The sequence below is a fragment of the Bradyrhizobium sp. ISRA436 genome (assembly GCF_029910015.1).
Taxonomy (GTDB): Bacteria; Pseudomonadota; Alphaproteobacteria; order Rhizobiales; family Xanthobacteraceae; genus Bradyrhizobium.
Genome location: NZ_CP094519.1, coordinates 6572203 through 6590545 on the forward strand (window position 1 = coordinate 6572203; position 18343 = coordinate 6590545).

Here is an 18343-nt window from a genome sequence, read left to right on the forward strand (position 1 = left end):
TGCAGGCCTGCAGCAATTGCCGGAGTTCGTCCGGGGGTTTACGCGGAACAATCACCTAGTTGCCTGGCGGAAAAGCCGCCCCCTACAATGTCGACCGTCAATGAAATCAGCGATGAAAGCTGCAAATAAATCAATCGATCTGAATTTATTAGCATAGCCGGTCGCCCGACGGAAAGCCGTCGACGGGTCAAAACCGCAGGGACGGTAAACCTGCGGGATTTTCGCCTTCCCAAAATACAGGGATGGCGGCTTGCAATAGGTTCGCAGCACCTCCTCTGCCGGCGTCAATGTCACGACCTGATCGCGCGGGAAGCTCCCCGCGGCTTGGTCGAGCCGGCTGTGATTTGCCGCATCGCACATAGCGGCAAATCACAGTTCGGGTGGGGACGCCCGGTATGCTCCAGGCAGACGCCAGTGGCGTCGCTCACGCGATGTGGTGCGGATCATAGCTGACCACCGTGCCGTTCGTTGCGTCCGCCTTTTCGTTGAAGCCCGTCGGATCATACTGGCCAAGCAGGACGAGGTTCGCGGTGTGAACACCATCCGACACCGTCAGGGTGCCGCCGGTCCCCGCTTGGTTTCCCGTGAAGCTCACCGTGGTCTCTGCACCGAAACCGATACCCTTGAGATCGATGTCGTCGTTGGCCGTCAAGCCACTGACCGTGCCGGTGAAATGGAAGGCATCGTCCAGGATCAGGTGACCCGTGGCGTTTGCGTCAAACGTGACGTTGGCAGCCGACGCCGCTCCGAACTCCATTGTTCCGGTCCCGCTGATCTCGGCCGTGCCCGAACCGCTGACCTCACCCAGCGCCGTCACCGTGCCGCCGTTCGCCCACAACAAGCCCGAATTCGCGATCGCGCTGTCGATCAGAAGACCGCCGCTGCCGGTGGCCTCGAGAGTGCCTGCGTTCGCGATCACGTTGATACCGGTGTCGATCACCAGGGCATGGGTACCGGTGGCATCGATGGTGCCCTCGTTGCTCAGCGTCAGGCTGCCCTCCCCCAGCTGGCCAGCGCCGGAGATCACGTTGTCGACGTTGTCGAGCGTGACGTTCGGCGCCGTGCCGGCGATGATGTTGTGATCATCGTCCGACAGGACCACCTGGCCGCCGCCATTGAGCGTGATGCCGGTCTGGATCAGTTGCAGCAGCGTGTCGTCGCCGGACGCCTGCAACTCGATCGTGCCGGCGTTGTGGATGATGCCGCTGAGCGGCAGCATGGAGCCATCATCGATCGTCATGGTGACCGAAATGTCGGTGACCGGAGTTTGATCGAACACGAAGTCATTGGCCGAGAGCGAGGCAGCATCGACACCTTGCAGGGTGATCGATTGACCGTCTCCCAGCGTGATGACGGCGTTGCCGGCGGCGTCGTTGACCGTATGCGCCTGGATGTCGGCAAGCGTCGTGAAGCCGGCGTATCCGATAAGGTCGATCGTATCGTGCATCGCGTCGAAGCTGTAGACCACGTCGTGACCGATCGGCTGCGAGAACACCAGGAGGTCGTTCGCGCTCGAAGCGGACAAGTTATCGTCGCCTGACCACGCGAAGATGGGTGACCCTTTGGCATACGCCTCCACGTTGTCGACAATGGTAGCGCTTCCGGTGCTGCCATCGGCATTGGTCCAGGTCTCTACCACATTGAGCACCAGCGCACCGGCGTAATCATTGGGCGTGGTGATCGACAGCGCGGCAATATTGTGGGTCTGAACCGTCCAGGTGCCGTCGCCGTTGTTGGTACCCTCGCTCAAGGTCCAGCTCGCTGGAACACCTGAGACCGTGACTGCGATTGTGCCAAGGTGGTCGGGGGGATCGGTAAGCGCCAGATTAATTGGCTCACCTGCTGTTCCTGCTGGAGCAGTCAGGATACCATTTTTATTGAATGTTCCGGTATGGTTGGCCGTATTGCCTACGGTATCGTTCACTTGAATTGCAGCACTGATGATGTCGTTCTTATGGAGAGTTGTAAGGCCAGCACTCCAACTGGATATTGCCACCGAGCCAGTCGTGGCCGCCGTGGAAAGCTCCCCAGCCGTGAGCGTATGGGTGGCCGTGTCGCCATGTTGATCGGTCAGTGTGATCGTTGCAGATGCAATATCAGTGTCGAACCCAGCCACAGTCAGCGTGATAGCGGTAAAGTCGTTCGAACTCGTGCTACTGGACACTGAAGATAAACTGAGCGTCGGCGCGGCATCCGCCGTGTTATCTTCCGTATAGCTGGCCGAGCTGCCGGTCGTCGCAAAGTTGGTCAGCGCATTGCCGGCGAGATCGTTAATTGTGGCGCCACCGCCCGCCGACTTCAATGCGAGGCTGACCGTGCCATTGAGGCTAGCCAGGTCACCACCGGAGACGGTGACGTCGTACACGCCGGCACTGACCAACGAGACGTTGGTCGCCGTCGCTGTCGTACCGGTCACGACGAAGTCTGCCGTATCGACGTTGGTCACCGCCTCACTGAACGTCACGCGGAACACCAGGCTGTCCGCATTGGTGGAGCTCGTCGACGGCGTATGCAACGCCACCGTCGTCAGCGCCGGCGCCGTGGTGTCAATCGTCACCGCCAGGCTGGCCGAGGCCGCGCTGGTATTGCCGGCGATGTCGGTCTCTTTGGCGGTCAGGGTGTGGCTGCCGCTCGATAGCGTCGAGCTGGTGATCGACCAGTTGCCCGAACCGTCCGCCACGCCGGTGCCCAGCACCGTGGTGCCGTCGGTGTCATAAAGCGTGACCGTCGCTCCAACCTCAGCACCGCTGCCGGTGAACACCGGCGTGGTGTTGTTGGTGATGTTGTCGGTGCTCGAGGAACCCGAATCCGTCGCCGCCGTCATGTCGGGCGCCGACGGCGCCGCCGCCGCGGTGTCAATCGTCACCGCCAGGCTGGCCGAGGCCGCGCTGGTATTGCCGGCGATGTCGGTCTCTTTGGCGGTCAGGGTGTGGCTGCCGCTCGATAGCGTCGAGCTGGTGATCGACCAGTTGCCCGAACCGTCCGCCACGCCGGTGCCCAGCACCGTGGTGCCGTCGGTGTCATAAAGCGTGACCGTCGCTCCAACCTCGGCACCGCTGCCGGTGAACACCGGCGTGGTGTTGTTGGTGATGTTGTCGGTGCTCGAGGAGCCCGAATCCGTCGCCGCCGTCATGTCGGGCGCCGACGGCGCCGCCGCCGCGGTGTCGACTGCGATCGCCAGTGCTGATGTGGTAGAGGTGTTGCCGGCCGGATCGGTGAACTTGGCCGAGATCAACTTGCTGCCGTCCGCGCCAAGGTCTCCACTCGCGACCGTCAGGGTCACGCTGCCGGCACTGACGTCGGTCGAGGTGATGGTGTGCGTCACCGGATGAGCGAACGAGGAGCCGCCCAGCAGCAGCTCGACCGTGTCGCCAACCGCAACCGTCAGGTTCAGCGCCACCGTGAAGCTCGGCGCCGTTACGTTGGTGACGTTATCAATCGACGACGCTCCCGAGTCGGAGGCCGCGGTTAGGTCCGGCGTGCCGCCGGCCGGCGTCGTGGTGTCGAGCGTGAAGGTGATCGACTTGTCGGCGGTGTTGCCGGCCTGGTCGGTCGAGCGCACCACGACCGTGTGGCTGCCGTCCAGCAGGCTGGTCGGATCGTAGCTCGAGCTGAAGCCGCCGCCGTCGACCGAATAGGTGGTGGCCGCCCCGCTCTCCTGGCCGGAAACCGTCAGCGAGGCATCGCTGGTCAGCAGGTCGCTGGTGGTGCCGGCGGTGCCGGCGCCCGCGGTGTCGTGGGTCAGCGCCACGGTCGCCGCCGGCGTCGTGGTGTCGAGCGTGAAGGTGATCGACTTGTCGGCGGTGTTGCCGGCCTGGTCGGTCGAGCGCACCACGACCGTGTGGCTGCCGTCCAGCAGGCTGGTCGGATCGTAGCTCGAGCTGAAGCCGCCGCCGTCGACCGAATAGGTGGTGGCCGCCCCGCTCTCCTGGCCGGAAACCGTCAGCGAGGCATCGCTGGTCAGCAGGTCGCTGGTGGTGCCGGCGGTGCCGGCGCCCGCGGTGTCGTGGGTCAGCGCCACGGTCGCCGCCGGCGTCGTGGTGTCGAGCGTGAAGGTGATCGACTTGTCGGCGGTGTTGCCGGCCTGGTCGGTCGAGCGCACCACGACCGTGTGGCTGCCGTCCAGCAGGCTGGTCGGATCGTAGCTCGAGCTGAAGCCGCCGCCGTCGACCGAATAGGTGGTGGCCGCCCCGCTCTCCTGGCCGGAAACCGTCAGCGAGGCATCGCTGGTCAGCAGGTCGCTGGTGGTGCCGGCGGTGCCGGCGCCCGCGGTGTCGTGGGTCAGCGCCACGGTCGCCGCCGGCGTCGTGGTGTCGAGCGTGAAGGTGATCGACTTGTCGGCGGTGTTGCCGGCCTGGTCGGTCGAGCGCACCACGACCGTGTGGCTGCCGTCCAGCAGGCTGGTCGGATCGTAGCTCGAGCTGAAGCCGCCGCCGTCGACCGAATAGGTGGTGGCCGCCCCGCTCTCCTGGCCGGAAACCGTCAGCGAGGCATCGCTGGTCAGCAGGTCGCTGGTGGTGCCGGCGGTGCCGGCGCCCGCGGTGTCGTGGGTCAGCGCCACGGTCGCCGCCGGCGTCGTGGTGTCGAGCGTGAAGGTGATCGACTTGTCGGCGGTGTTGCCGGCCTGGTCGGTCGAGCGCACCACGACCGTGTGGCTGCCGTCCAGCAGGCTGGTCGGATCGTAGCTCGAGCTGAAGCCGCCGCCGTCGACCGAATAGGTGGTGGCCGCCCCGCTCTCCTGGCCGGAAACCGTCAGCGAGGCATCGCTGGTCAGCAGGTCGCTGGTGGTGCCGGCGGTGCCGGCGCCCGCGGTGTCGTGGGTCAGCGCCACGGTCGCCGCCGGCGTCGTGGTGTCGAGCGTGAAGGTGATCGACTTGTCGGCGGTGTTGCCGGCCTGGTCGGTCGAGCGCACCACGACCGTGTGGCTGCCGTCCAGCAGGCTGGTCGGATCGTAGCTCGAGCTGAAGCCGCCGCCGTCGACCGAATAGGTGGTGGCCGCCCCGCTCTCCTGGCCGGAAACCGTCAGCGAGGCATCGCTGGTCAGCAGGTCGCTGGTGGTGCCGGCGGTGCCGGCGCCCGCGGTGTCGTGGGTCAGCGCCACGGTCGCCGCCGGCGTCGTGGTGTCGAGCGTGAAGGTGATCGACTTGTCGGCGGTGTTGCCGGCCTGGTCGGTCGAGCGCACCACGACCGTGTGGCTGCCGTCCAGCAGGCTGGTCGGATCGTAGCTCGAGCTGAAGCCGCCGCCGTCGACCGAATAGGTGGTGGCCGCCCCGCTCTCCTGGCCGGAAACCGTCAGCGAGGCATCGCTGGTCAGCAGGTCGCTGGTGGTGCCGGCGGTGCCGGCGCCCGCGGTGTCGTGGGTCAGCGCCACGGTCGCCGCCGGCGTCGTGGTGTCGAGCGTGAAGGTGATCGACTTGTCGGCGGTGTTGCCGGCCTGGTCGGTCGAGCGCACCACGACCGTGTGGCTGCCGTCCAGCAGGCTGGTCGGATCGTAGCTCGAGCTGAAGCCGCCGCCGTCGACCGAATAGGTGGTGGCCGCCCCGCTCTCCTGGCCGGAAACCGTCAGCGAGGCATCGCTGGTCAGCAGGTCGCTGGTGGTGCCGGCGGTGCCGGCGCCCGCGGTGTCGTGGGTCAGCGCCACGGTCGCCGCCGGCGTCGTGGTGTCGAGCGTGAAGGTGATCGACTTGTCGGCGGTGTTGCCGGCCTGGTCGGTCGAGCGCACCACGACCGTGTGGCTGCCGTCCAGCAGGCTGGTCGGATCGTAGCTCGAGCTGAAGCCGCCGCCGTCGACCGAATAGGTGGTGGCCGCCCCGCTCTCCTGGCCGGAAACCGTCAGCGAGGCATCGCTGGTCAGCAGGTCGCTGGTGGTGCCGGCGGTGCCGGCGCCCGCGGTGTCGTGGGTCAGCGCCACGGTCGCCGCCGGCGTCGTGGTGTCGAGCGTGAAGGTGATCGACTTGTCGGCGGTGTTGCCGGCCTGGTCGGTCGAGCGCACCACGACCGTGTGGCTGCCGTCCAGCAGGCTGGTCGGATCGTAGCTCGAGCTGAAGCCGCCGCCGTCGACCGAATAGGTGGTGGCCGCCCCGCTCTCCTGGCCGGAAACCGTCAGCGAGGCATCGCTGGTCAGCAGGTCGCTGGTGGTGCCGGCGGTGCCGGCGCCCGCGGTGTCGTGGGTCAGCGCCACGGTCGCCGCCGGCGTCGTGGTGTCGAGCGTGAAGGTGATCGACTTGTCGGCGGTGTTGCCGGCCTGGTCGGTCGAGCGCACCACGACCGTGTGGCTGCCGTCCAGCAGGCTGGTCGGATCGTAGCTCGAGCTGAAGCCGCCGCCGTCGACCGAATAGGTGGTGGCCGCCCCGCTCTCCTGGCCGGAAACCGTCAGCGAGGCATCGCTGGTCAGCAGGTCGCTGGTGGTGCCGGCGGTGCCGGCGCCCGCGGTGTCGTGGGTCAGCGCCACGGTCGCCGCCGGCGTCGTGGTGTCGAGCGTGAAGGTGATCGACTTGTCGGCGGTGTTGCCGGCCTGGTCGGTCGAGCGCACCACGACCGTGTGGCTGCCGTCCAGCAGGCTGGTCGGATCGTAGCTCGAGCTGAAGCCGCCGCCGTCGACCGAATAGGTGGTGGCCGCCCCGCTCTCCTGGCCGGAAACCGTCAGCGAGGCATCGCTGGTCAGCAGGTCGCTGGTGGTGCCGGCGGTGCCGGCGCCCGCGGTGTCGTGGGTCAGCGCCACGGTCGCCGCCGGCGTCGTGGTGTCGAGCGTGAAGGTGATCGACTTGTCGGCGGTGTTGCCGGCCTGGTCGGTCGAGCGCACCACGACCGTGTGGCTGCCGTCCAGCAGGCTGGTCGGATCGTAGCTCGAGCTGAAGCCGCCGCCGTCGACCGAATAGGTGGTGGCCGCCCCGCTCTCCTGGCCGGAAACCGTCAGCGAGGCATCGCTGGTCAGCAGGTCGCTGGTGGTGCCGGCGGTGCCGGCGCCCGCGGTGTCGTGGGTCAGCGCCACGGTCGCCGCCGGCGTCGTGGTGTCGAGCGTGAAGGTGATCGACTTGTCGGCGGTGTTGCCGGCCTGGTCGGTCGAGCGCACCACGACCGTGTGGCTGCCGTCCAGCAGGCTGGTCGGATCGTAGCTCGAGCTGAAGCCGCCGCCGTCGACCGAATAGGTGGTGGCCGCCCCGCTCTCCTGGCCGGAAACCGTCAGCGAGGCATCGCTGGTCAGCAGGTCGCTGGTGGTGCCGGCGGTGCCGGCGCCCGCGGTGTCGTGGGTCAGCGCCACGGTCGCCGCCGGCGTCGTGGTGTCGAGCGTGAAGGTGATCGACTTGTCGGCGGTGTTGCCGGCCTGGTCGGTCGAGCGCACCACGACCGTGTGGCTGCCGTCCAGCAGGCTGGTCGGATCGTAGCTCGAGCTGAAGCCGCCGCCGTCGACCGAATAGGTGGTGGCCGCCCCGCTCTCCTGGCCGGAAACCGTCAGCGAGGCATCGCTGGTCAGCAGGTCGCTGGTGGTGCCGGCGGTGCCGGCGCCCGCGGTGTCGTGGGTCAGCGCCACGGTCGCCGCCGGCGTCGTGGTGTCGAGCGTGAAGGTGATCGACTTGTCGGCGGTGTTGCCGGCCTGGTCGGTCGAGCGCACCACGACCGTGTGGCTGCCGTCCAGCAGGCTGGTCGGATCGTAGCTCGAGCTGAAGCCGCCGCCGTCGACCGAATAGGTGGTGGCCGCCCCGCTCTCCTGGCCGGAAACCGTCAGCGAGGCATCGCTGGTCAGCAGGTCGCTGGTGGTGCCGGCGGTGCCGGCGCCCGCGGTGTCGTGGGTCAGCGCCACGGTCGCCGCCGGCGTCGTGGTGTCGAGCGTGAAGGTGATCGACTTGTCGGCGGTGTTGCCGGCCTGGTCGGTCGAGCGCACCACGACCGTGTGGCTGCCGTCCAGCAGGCTGGTCGGATCGTAGCTCGAGCTGAAGCCGCCGCCGTCGACCGAATAGGTGGTGGCCGCCCCGCTCTCCTGGCCGGAAACCGTCAGCGAGGCATCGCTGGTCAGCAGGTCGCTGGTGGTGCCGGCGGTGCCGGCGCCCGCGGTGTCGTGGGTCAGCGCCACGGTCGCCGCCGGCGTCGTGGTGTCGACGGTTGCGGTCACCGGTCCCGTCGTGGTGCTGTTCCCGGCGACGTCCACCGCCTTCGCTGTAAAGCTGTGCGGCCCGTCCGAAAGTGCGCTGGTCGTGAACGTCCAGGTGTTGCCACTGATCGACGCGGCACCCAGGTCCGTGCTGCCGTCAAAGATGTGCACCGAGGCCACACCATTGGTGTCGCTCACCGTGCCCGACAGCGCCAGCGTGTTGTCCTTGGTCAGACCACCGCTGCTGATCGTCGTGGTCAGCCCGGTGTCGGTCCCGATGGTCGAGCTGATGGTCTCGCTCGGCGGCGTCTCATCGACGCTCACCGAATGGGAATCTGAAGCGGCGATCGAGCTACCAACCTTCACTGCGGCGGTAAGAGTATATGTGCCGTCTGACAGGGAGGCGTGCGCCAGATCTCCCGTTGGAATGACAACGGACCAGGTGCCGTTGGTCGCGACAGTGGCGGTGTAGTCGTGACCGTTCAGCGTAACGATGAGCTGAGCGCTGGACGTGAAGTGAGCCGCCGTCCCCGTAACGGTGACCCCAGCATTTGCATCGGCGAGATTGATGAGCCAGGGATTCGATTGGGCCGACTCGATTGGATTAATGTGGACCGTGAACGCGCTGGGCGGGTCGACTGCAATGAAGTCGCTTGGATTGAGCGCCGTGACCCCTGAGACTTGGAATTTCAGATCGGCGGCGCCGTCCCCGTTGGTATCAGCATAGACATAGACCCCACCAGATCCGTCGGGGGTGTACCAAACGCCGTAGCCATTGCTCGATCCCATCGAGGATGTGTTCGCCGGCTGCGCGCCGAACCAGCGGAATTCCGCAAGCCCAGCCGCGAACGCGGTCACGCCTCCCGCGCTCGAGACCGACTGGTCGTTGATCAGCTGGCTGAAATCGATTTTGTCGGTGCCAACCTGGAAATTAGTGATCTGGTCCCAGGTTTGAGCGAGCTGTCCGCTTGAATTCAGCTGCCCCGCGACGGGCGAGTCGGTGGCTTTTGCAAAGACGAAATAATCAGAACCGATTCCGCCGGTGAGAACGTCTGCACCGCTCCCACCCTGGATGATATTGTGAATGGCGGCGTTGCTTGCGATGCCCTGAATATTATCTTTACCGGCGCTGCCATCAATCGTATCGGTGATCAACTGCGTGGTGCCGGTGAACAGCGAGACGTTGTTCACCTTCACATTGTTGACCTGCGTCACGAAGTCAGCAAGTGAGCCGGTGAAGCCCTCAAGCAACGGCTGCGCGGATCCCGTGACCGTCTGACCGGTAATCGGGTCGAGTTGACTAACGGGCGTTCCGTACTGGTCGGTCTGCTCAAGAAAGAACCCCGCCGGAAGCCCGCTCTGATAGTAGACGGAGGCAGTGCTGTTATAGCCGATGGTGTAAAACGACGAACCGACCTGGAACGTGAGCAGGAGCTGGCCCGCCTCGAACGCCTGTTGAATCGTAACAGTTTGGGTCGCATTGGTGCTCGTCGTGAGGAATGTGCTGATATCGGCCCAGTAGATGTACTCGATGCCGCTGGTGTCATTGGTCTTGATCGCATCAAGCACATTGAGGTTGTCGACCGTCGTGCCGGTGCTGGTATCCATAATGCCCTGGTAGCTGACCATGCCTTCGCTTGTGATGGGAGCGACTGCAGTTGTGTCGAGAGTCCAGCTTCCGCCTCCTTCAGAGGATCCGACGAGATTGCTTGAGCCTCGTACGTCAGCTTGCGTGCATTGCGCGATGGCGGCTACGAGCGCCCGACCGCGGGTGCCCCGGGCGGTTTGGCAAGACCACAGCCGAATCTCACCATCGGCAACAGCTGCCCCGATCAGGGCAAGCTCATCGATGTGGTCGGGAAGAGTTTCAGGGGACAGCGATCCGGAGCTGAAGGCGATTTCGCCGGGCCTTCCGTGGGCGATGACGTGAATGGCTTCCAGAGTCCCCCTGCCCTTTAGCGCGCCAGCGATCTGTCGCATCGCAGGCTCGTCCTTGGAGAGCACGATCGGCTCGACATCGGCCCGCATGCCTTTCAGTAAGGTTTGGAGGTGATCGATGCCTGGATCGATAAAAGCGATTTCGCGCTTGGGTGTAGCGCTGGTCATGCCTGAATGAGCGGGCTCCATGGCGCGATCGGTTGCGTTGAGGATCGGCCTCGCATTCGTGTTCAAACGGCTGGTCATGAAAGCTGCTCTCTCAAATCGTGTGGATGAATGCTTTGGTGTGAGAATCGGTGGAAATCGCGGGATAAGCGGCCGCTGCGTCGGGCAGGCTGCATGTCGTGGAGGTGCGCGATCGAGCGCGAAGCGCCGGCAGGCGAGCCAGAATGTCGGCAGCCGAAGATCATTCGATGCGCAGCGGCCTGCCCGGGGCGGTGACGGCGGGCTCGATACTTCGCAGGACCTGGCGTGTACACCCGCGAGACGGATCCGGAAGTGGACCGATGGAACGGCGGCTCGGCGGCCTTTGCGACAAAAACGACGCAACACAACGCGCAACTCCCTCACTCCGCAATCGCAGAGCAGGCGCGAAACGCATTCGCCTCCAGCCTTCACCGAAAGTGCCGCGCCCCCAAAGCTAAACTGGAGCGCATGGACCGAGCAGTTGCCGCTACTCAAATCCGCTCAGTGGCTCGATCTACGTGAAAATGCTTCCGAACGCTCTCTTCGACCCCTGCTCGGCTGGGGTGAGCGGTACCGCAGCCGCCCACCTGCGTAAAAACCCTGTTTGAAAATTCTTGCTTTGTATCGTCTTTGGATTTGCCGCCGGACCCCGATGATGCCGTTGGCCGGTGACAAAGCCTTACGTCTAATTCTGGACACTTTGACGCAAAATTGCGTGACCGTCTATATGTCATGCGCATTGAATGCATTTTCATCATTAACTGCGCTCGTCTGATACTCCCGTAGGATTACGGACGCTTCTGGTGGGAAACTGGCATGGGAAATCCCTGCCTGCTTTCAGCGTCTATGTCGCCTATACCATCGTCGCGCACGGATCTGGCGCCCACGTGCTCATCATCCTTACGACATTGATGCGTATGGATTCTGCGGGATATCCGGAAAGATTTTTCGGGAGATCCCGAACGGGCTCCCATGCGCTGTAACGGAAATCCAAGGGGCGGCTTCACGACGAGTGAACCATGGCTGCCGCTCGAGACGCATGGCTCGCGCGACGTTGGCGCGCAGCAGTTCGACGAATGCTCGACGTTGCATCTCTTTCGTCGGCTTGTCGGCCTTCGATGAACTCGCCCGTGCCTTCGGCAGGGTGGCTACCAACGGGTTCGGTCGCACAACGACGTGCTCGCGTTCAAGCGGATAATGGGCGGAGATGAGCTGCTCATCCTGCTCAATGTCGCAACTGAGCCGAGGCGCTGGGCTTGGGGGCGACCAGGGCCGGCTGTTGTCGTTAGCGGAGCCGTGGGCTGGGTGCGATTTACGCCTAGTCGGATCAACTCCAGCAGGGTTCACATTGCCGACTTGCATCACTCGATTCCGTGATGGTTAAGCGAGCAATTCGCAAAGTTTGTTGGACATGCGCCCCCTGCATACCGAAACCAGTCGCTGACTTTTTTCTTGCTGTAGCACACGCGTCCCTCACGTTTGGGGCGTTTCGTCGATTTCGTCGCGATGTTCTCGCGGAGAACGCCGCTGGCACCGACCAAAGCTCGATCCATTCTTCTATGCGACCTTTCGACGATTGAGAGCGAAGCCTATAGCCAGAGCCGCGATCATGAGTACCTGGGCCGCGACCGTTTGGGTGGTCGGGAACAGCCCCACCAGCGAGATACGCGGTACCAGGCGTAACGGTGCGATGCTGACGATGCCGGCCTCTTGCAGGGCGGCAATGCCCTTGCCGGCCAGCACGACCGTCAGGACCGCCATGAGCCATGAGCTGTAGGTGAAAAACTTGCCGATCGGCAGCCGGCGGCTATAGCGCAGCATCGCCCACGCGACGAGCGCCAGCGCCGCACACGCGCTCAGCGCGCCCGCGAGGATCATGCCGCCGTTTCCCTGGGTCCACAGCGCTGCGTAGAAGAGGATCGTCTCGAACACCTCTCGGTAGACGACGATGAAAGCGAGCAGAAACAGAAACCAGGCCGAACCACCGGATAGCGCCTTCGCCACCTTCTCGCGAATGTAGCGTTGCCATTGATCGGCTTGCGCCTTGCCGTGCATCCAGATGCCGACCGAGAGCAGGACGACGGCGGCGAAGACCGAACCGAATCCTTCCGTCAGCTCCCGGCTCGCGCCGCTGATCCCGATCACCCAGGTCGCGACGACCCAGGTCAGGAAGCCCGCGACGAGGGCGCCTACCCAACCCGCATGGACGTAGGGCATGACCTCCATCCGCTCGGCCTTGCGGAGGAAGGCGATCATCGCAACGACGATCAATAGCGCTTCCAATCCCTCCCGCAGCAGGATTGTCGCCGCTCCGAGAAACGTCGAGAGGTCGCTTGCCGAATCGAGCGAAAGCGACGCCTCGGCGTCATCGAAAAGGTTGTCGAGGACCTGCACGCGCCCAGCCAGCGCATCCGCGCTTTCTCCGCTCTGGATGGCGGCGCGGTAGTCGCCCATCGCCCCCTCGATCCGCTCCATGAGCGGACGATCGCGCGTCCCGAGCGTCGGCTCTACCGGCTCGAAGCCATCGAGATAGGCGGACAAGGCCAGGTCACCGGCGTGCTGGCGATCCCCCGCTCGATAGGCGGCAAGGCTCTCGGCGAGACGCCCGCGCACCAGCGACAGGGCTCCGCCCTGCTGCAGCATGACCGCGTCGGGATGGCGACGCAAATAAGCCATGAGAGCGTCGGCCTTGTCCTGTCCGATCTTGCTGGCGAGCGCTGCGGGTATTGTGCCGACGAGTGTCTTCAGATCGGGAACTAGCCGGTGAAGCGAGGCGTCCTGCCCCCACAGCCGTCCGCCTTCCGCCGCAGCGGGATCGGGGAAGGAAAAACGACCAGCGTAGAACGCCAAAGCCCAACGATCATCGGTCGGCAGGCTGTCGAAGCTCGGCATCGCGGTTCCGTCGAGCCCCTGGGTGATCACCTGGTAGAGTGCGAACACGCTGCGTTGGCGGGCGCGTTCGACGTCGGTGAACGCGATGGGCGGGGTGCCAAGCTTGGCGGCTTCTGGTCCATGGCCGTCGCCGGCCTCGCCATGGCAGGCGGCGCAGTTCTGAGAGAACAACGTCGCGCCACGTGCGAAGTCCGGAACCTTGTTCGGCGCCAGCGGCACCGGGTAGGCCGCGAGCAACGCTGCCGCCAGACCATGCGCTATAGTTGCGACTTGCTCGGCATCAGCCTTGTCGGCGATGGCGCGCTGCAGGCGAGCGGCTTCGGTCGCAAGCGCTTGCCGTTGCGGCTTGGGCGGGAGCGCAGCGAGCTTCGCAGCGACGGTCGCAGCGAACTCGTTCTGCTCGGTATATTCGGAAGGACTCGTAACCGTACCATGCGACACGGCGCCTGCGTAATCCACCGCGATGTAATCCAATAGTCGCCACGTGGTTTCGACATCGCTCGTTTCGGCCCTCGCTGCGCCAAAGAGAGCCGAAGCCAACAGCATGGCGAGCAGTGCTAGACGCAATGGTAAGGATAACAGCCTCACGGGATGCCAATTGAAAGTTGGGTCCGGCGACGGTCGTACCGCCGGTTTCGGGTCGGTGCAATTTGAGGCGTTCTAATCACGCTCTGGGTCAACTTCTTTTGAGGCTTATCCGCCCGCTTTCTCGCTTTGCCATCGCCCCGCGAATGCCAGTAGCGGATTTTCCGATCGAGATAGAGCTTTACTGTCTCTCGAAGATCGGACGGCATGATGGCCATGATTTGAGTGTCGCCCAAGCGGGGCGAAGAAGCTTTGCCTGTGAATGGCTTTTGTCGTCTGATTGTCGGCCTTGATCAGGCTGAATCGGCTTACTTCTCTTTCACGGCGATGGAAATTGGCAACGTCGAAGGTGGCAGGCAGATTAGTTTGGTGCAGGCCTGAGCCGTGACGGCGCCTTGAATCGCGTCAATCCCCTGCAGACTGCCCTTGGGAAACGTGGCGACGATCGCGGTCGAGCCTTCGTAAACATCGAGGCCTTCGGGCGCGAACCGCGAGGTAAATCGAACCGATTTCGGATACTCAACGTTCGCCGGCTTGACACCTTTGAACTCCAGGGCAGTCGGAATGAGGAAGTCGTAAGAAGCCGGGTTGGCGTTGATGTGGAAGTTGTCATCCACCCTGACCGTGACGACGATCGCATCTCCGTCCGGGACCGATTTCACGGAAGCGGCCACCTGAACGTGATCGGCCGAAGCGAGCTCCCGGAGATCTCCCGGCGGATTTATCCCCGTCGTCGCGTTTGCAACCGCCGCGCTTTCGCGGCTGGATGGGAGCGGAAAACGATTGAGGGTGGTGATGGCAGATGCCCATGCTTCCGGACGATCCTGGAATTCACCGCTCAATTGGCGGACGGCGTTCGTCGCTGCGGTGAGATGGCGCGCTTCACTGGAGGCCTTATACAACCTGAGAAGAAGATCGATGGCCATCGACGTGCCGGACGGCATTTCCAGGTCACCCTCATCTCCGATCGCGATCAGAACGCCATTTTCAGTGTGCGTGGTCAAAAATGATCCATCCGAACGACCAAACCGACCGAGCATCTGGTCGGCGAGCTCAGCCGCGCGCTTCTGCCAGATTTTCTCGCCGGTCACGTCGAGCAGTGCCATGAAAGCCGAGCCGAGCGACGCATAATCCTGCAGAAAGCCATCCGTTTGTGCCTGACCACGGAAGACCTCATGCTGGAGCGTGCCGGTCCTTTGGTTAAAGGCGAGCGACCAGAGCCGGTCGGCGGCTGCCTTTGCCCAACCGACGAATTCGGGCTGGTCCAGGATTCGTCCGCTTTCTGCGAGCGCGGCAATCGTGAGCCCGTTCAGCGCAACCACCACCTTTTCGTCACGCGCCGGTTGCGGCCGTTTCTCCCGGACCGCCATCAGCGCAGCTCGGTCCGATGCGAATGCAGCGAGCATCCCTGCAGTATCGTTGAAGCCGACGTCCTTGAGCGCTTGGTCGATCGGTACACGCAGCCTCAAAATGGCCGGCGGCTCGCCATTGACGCTCTGCGGATGGGCGATATCAGGGACATCCGACCTCGGCAGCGGCGTCAATCCATAGATACTGAGAAACCGCTCGGCCTCTTTGGCGCCCAATATCGATACGATCTCGCCGTGCGTCCACAAATGGCCTGCCCCTTCCACACCATCGAGCTGCGCATCACGCGCGGTGTAGAAGCCGCCTTCCGGCGCCATCATGTCCTTTGCCAGGTACCGGGCGGTCTCGAGGGCGATCTCCCGGTAGAGCGGCTTCTTGGTGAGCTGAAACGCCGTCGAATAGAGTTGCAGCAGCTGCGCATTGTCGTACAGCATTTTCTCGAAATGCGGGACCGACCATGACGGCTCGGTGCTGTAGCGATGGAACCCGCCGGCAAGCTGATCGTGGATGCCGCCGAAAGCGATGGCATCGAGCGTCGTCAACACGCTCGATAGGGCGTTTGGCGTGCGATTGAGCTGGTAGTCGGTCAGCAGAAGGGCAAGGCGCGGCGCATTGGGAAATTTGGTGCCGCTGCGATCCGCAAGCCCGCCCTGGAGCGGATCAAACTGCGACAACAATTTGTCTCGAGCCTTGGCCAGCCATGCGGCCGGATCGACGGGCGCCGTGCCGTGGCCGCTCATGGCCGACTGCAGACGATGCAGCGCAGTCATGACGTTTTCGCCAACGCCGAGCAGCTTAGCCCGGTCGGACGACCATGCCTGATTGAGCGCGGCGAGAATGGTTGGAAATCCCGGGCCGGCGCGGGGATCATCCTTCGGCGGGAAATAGCTGCCGGCATAGAAGGGCTTCAGATCCGGCGTCAGAAACAGATTGTTCGGCCAGCCGCCGCCTCCGGTCATGATCTCGCGCGCAAGCATGTAGATGCGATCCACATCGGGCCGTTCTTCGCTGTCGACCTTCACGTTGATGAACCATTGGTTCATCAGTTTCGCGATCTCCGGATTGGAATAGATCGTCCGCTCGGCAACGTGGCACCAGAAGCAGGTGCTGTAGCCGATCGAGAGGAAGATCGGCTTGTTCTCCCTTTTTGCCTTGGCGAATGCCTCAGGACCCCAGGGATACCAGTCGACCGGATTATGAGCGTGCAACAGCAAATAGGGATCGTTGGAGTCGATCAGCTTGTTGGTGTGTTCATGTGGTGCCGCAGAAGGATTTTGTCCGCTCCCCGCCGCATCCTCGGCTAGCGCCGCATTCACGTGAGGCCAAGCCATGCCGGCCACGATAGCAAGGCGGATGCAATTTCGCATTAGGAGACGCTTGACCATCCCGACTGCGAACCGGGTCATTGCAATTATCCTTGTTGACGATTGTCGCCACATGAGGCCGTAACGCGCTACGCCAGCACCACAACCTCGGCGCCAATCGAGGTGCGCTGATAGAGATCAATGGCGTCCTGGTTGATCATGCGAATGCAGCCCGAAGAGACGCTCCTGCCGATCGTCCAGGGCTCATTGGTGCCGTGGATTCGATAAAGCGTGTCCTTGTTGCCCTGCCAAAGGTACATGGCGCGGGCGCCCAGCGGATTGCGCGGGCCTCCGGGCATGCCGAGGCCGCCTTGCAGCTCGCTCACCCGTTCCATGAGCTCGGGCTGCCGCCACAGCATCTCCTTGGGCGGATACCAGTCCGGCCATTCCCGCTTGTCGTGGACCGCCGCGACGCCGGACCAGGCGAAGCCCGCGCGTCCGACGCCGACGCCGTAGCGGAGCGCTGTGCCATCCTCCCTCATCAGGTACAGGAAGTGACGGTGCGGATCGACAACGATCGTTCCCGGAATCGCATCGGTCGAGTAGTTGACCAATTGGCGGAGGTAGCGCGGATCAATATCGGATAGCTTGACCGCCGGAACAGGAAAGGGTTCGCTCTCGATCCGGCCATAAATGGCCGCGTATTGAGCGAGGTTGATATCGGTTTGCAACCCGGTTTGGGTTGGCTCATTTGCCCGCTCTCTCGACATAGGCCCGAGCTGCGATCTAACCGATCCCTCGCACCAGAGATCGCGATCACAGTTTTGAGCTGAGGCGCGACTTCCGATCGAGGCGGCGATGAGTGTGATGCAGAACGTACGACGGTTCATTGCACCCCTCCGGTGTGCTCAACTGTGGAGAGCGATGGAACCAATTCACGCACTTGGCGGCGCGCCACCCTGGCCGGATGGCAGCACCACCACCACCACCACGACCGTCCACCCCACATCTTATTATTCCATTTATAACCGGAATAGTGTAGTCAAAAAAGAGGCGATACAAGGGCAGAGGCGATGGCGGAACGCAGACCCAAGCTTTTGGCTTTCGAGCAGTTTGCGCTGTTGGCGCGCGCGTTGGGCAGCGAGCATCGTCTGGAACTGCTCGACATCCTGATTCAGGGTGAGCGCAGCGTCGAACGTCTTGCCCAGGCCGCTCACCTTACGATCAACAACACTTCCCAGCACCTGCAGCAACTGCGGCGCGCCGGTCTGGTGACCAGCCGTAAGAGCGGAACGCAGGTCATCTATTCCCTGGCCGATCCCGAGGTAATCACGCTAATCAGGACACTGCGACAGGTTGCCGAGCGCAACATCGCCGAGATCAGCCAGGTGATTGCGCGGTATTATCGCGACCGCGACAGCCTTGAGCCGGTTTCGCGAGACGAGCTGTGCGCTCGCCTGCGTAAGCGCGCGGTCGTCGTACTCGATGTGCGTCCCGCAGAAGAATATGCCGCGGGGCATCTTCCCGGGGCAGTCAGCATCCCGGTATCCGAGCTCAAGCAACGGCTGAAGGAAGTCCCGAAAGGACAGGACGTTGTGGCCTGCTGCCGTGGTCCATATTGTGTCTATTCGTACGACGCCATCGAGATTCTCCGCCCACTGGGTTTCCGTGTGCGGCGTCTCGATGGCGGGTTCTCCGAGTGGCTGGCCGCTGGCCTTCCTATCGAGAGGCGGGCTGCGTCCCAGCACTGAAGGCGGGAGACGTTTCGTTGCGGATCAGCTCGATCGCATTCCGCGATGATAATGCGTTTTGGACACGCTGACCCCGAAATCACAATCAGTACAGCCAGTCGCCGCCGATCAAGGAAGCACTAAGCGCCCTACCCTGCTCCCATAATACTCGGTGAACCACAGCGAGCCGTCTGGCCCGGTCGTGATACTGTGAGGTCCGCTACCGTCCGAGCGGATCGTGAATTCGGTGA

The 18343-nt window shown here is 63.7% G+C and carries 6 protein-coding genes; 1 reads left to right on the forward strand and 5 read right to left on the reverse strand.

The window, feature by feature from the left end:
• Nucleotides 1–424 precede the first annotated feature (424 nt).
• From MTX23_RS30575 to MTX23_RS30595, 5 genes are all read right to left on the reverse strand, one after another.
• The gene (locus tag MTX23_RS30575; protein ID WP_280973823.1) at nucleotides 425–9718 is read right to left on the reverse strand and encodes an Ig-like domain-containing protein; all 9294 of its coding nucleotides are present in this window, start codon (nucleotides 9716–9718) and stop codon (nucleotides 425–427) included.
• A gap of 1395 nt (nucleotides 9719–11113) precedes the next feature.
• A complete protein-coding gene (locus tag MTX23_RS30580) occupies nucleotides 11114–11575 on the reverse strand; it encodes a hypothetical protein (RefSeq protein WP_280973824.1) in 462 nt (153 codons plus the stop codon).
• Nucleotides 11576–11770: 195 nt separating this feature from the next.
• Nucleotides 11771–13342, reverse strand: coding sequence for a cytochrome c/FTR1 family iron permease (locus MTX23_RS30585; protein ID WP_280973825.1), 1572 nt, complete (start codon nucleotides 13340–13342; stop codon nucleotides 11771–11773).
• Between the two features lie 656 nt (nucleotides 13343–13998).
• On the reverse strand, nucleotides 13999–16464 hold the full coding sequence (locus MTX23_RS30590; RefSeq protein WP_280973826.1) for a thioredoxin domain-containing protein: 2466 nt from the start codon (nucleotides 16462–16464) through the stop codon (nucleotides 13999–14001).
• A gap of 47 nt (nucleotides 16465–16511) precedes the next feature.
• The gene (locus tag MTX23_RS30595) at nucleotides 16512–17252 is read right to left on the reverse strand and encodes a L,D-transpeptidase (protein ID WP_280973827.1); all 741 of its coding nucleotides are present in this window, start codon (nucleotides 17250–17252) and stop codon (nucleotides 16512–16514) included.
• 183 nt (nucleotides 17253–17435) lie between these two features.
• Between MTX23_RS30595 and MTX23_RS30600 the strand changes: the two genes are divergently transcribed.
• Complete coding sequence (locus tag MTX23_RS30600; protein WP_280973828.1) at nucleotides 17436–18113, forward strand: metalloregulator ArsR/SmtB family transcription factor; 678 nt, start codon at nucleotides 17436–17438, stop codon at nucleotides 18111–18113.
• Nucleotides 18114–18343: the final 230 nt, after the last annotated feature.

Excerpts from the sequence above, each read along its gene's own strand:
- MTX23_RS30575 (WP_280973823.1), bottom strand. The coding sequence starts at position 9,718 with ATGGTCAGCTACCAGGGCATTATGGATACCAGCACCGGCACGACGGTC.
- MTX23_RS30580 (WP_280973824.1), bottom strand. The coding sequence starts at position 11,575 with ATGCAAGTCGGCAATGTGAACCCTGCTGGAGTTGATCCGACTAGGCGT.
- MTX23_RS30590 (WP_280973826.1), bottom strand. The coding sequence starts at position 16,464 with ATGACCCGGTTCGCAGTCGGGATGGTCAAGCGTCTCCTAATGCGAAAT.
- MTX23_RS30595 (WP_280973827.1), bottom strand. The coding sequence starts at position 17,252 with ATGAACCGTCGTACGTTCTGCATCACACTCATCGCCGCCTCGATCGGA.
- MTX23_RS30600 (WP_280973828.1), top strand. The coding sequence starts at position 17,436 with ATGGCGGAACGCAGACCCAAGCTTTTGGCTTTCGAGCAGTTTGCGCTG.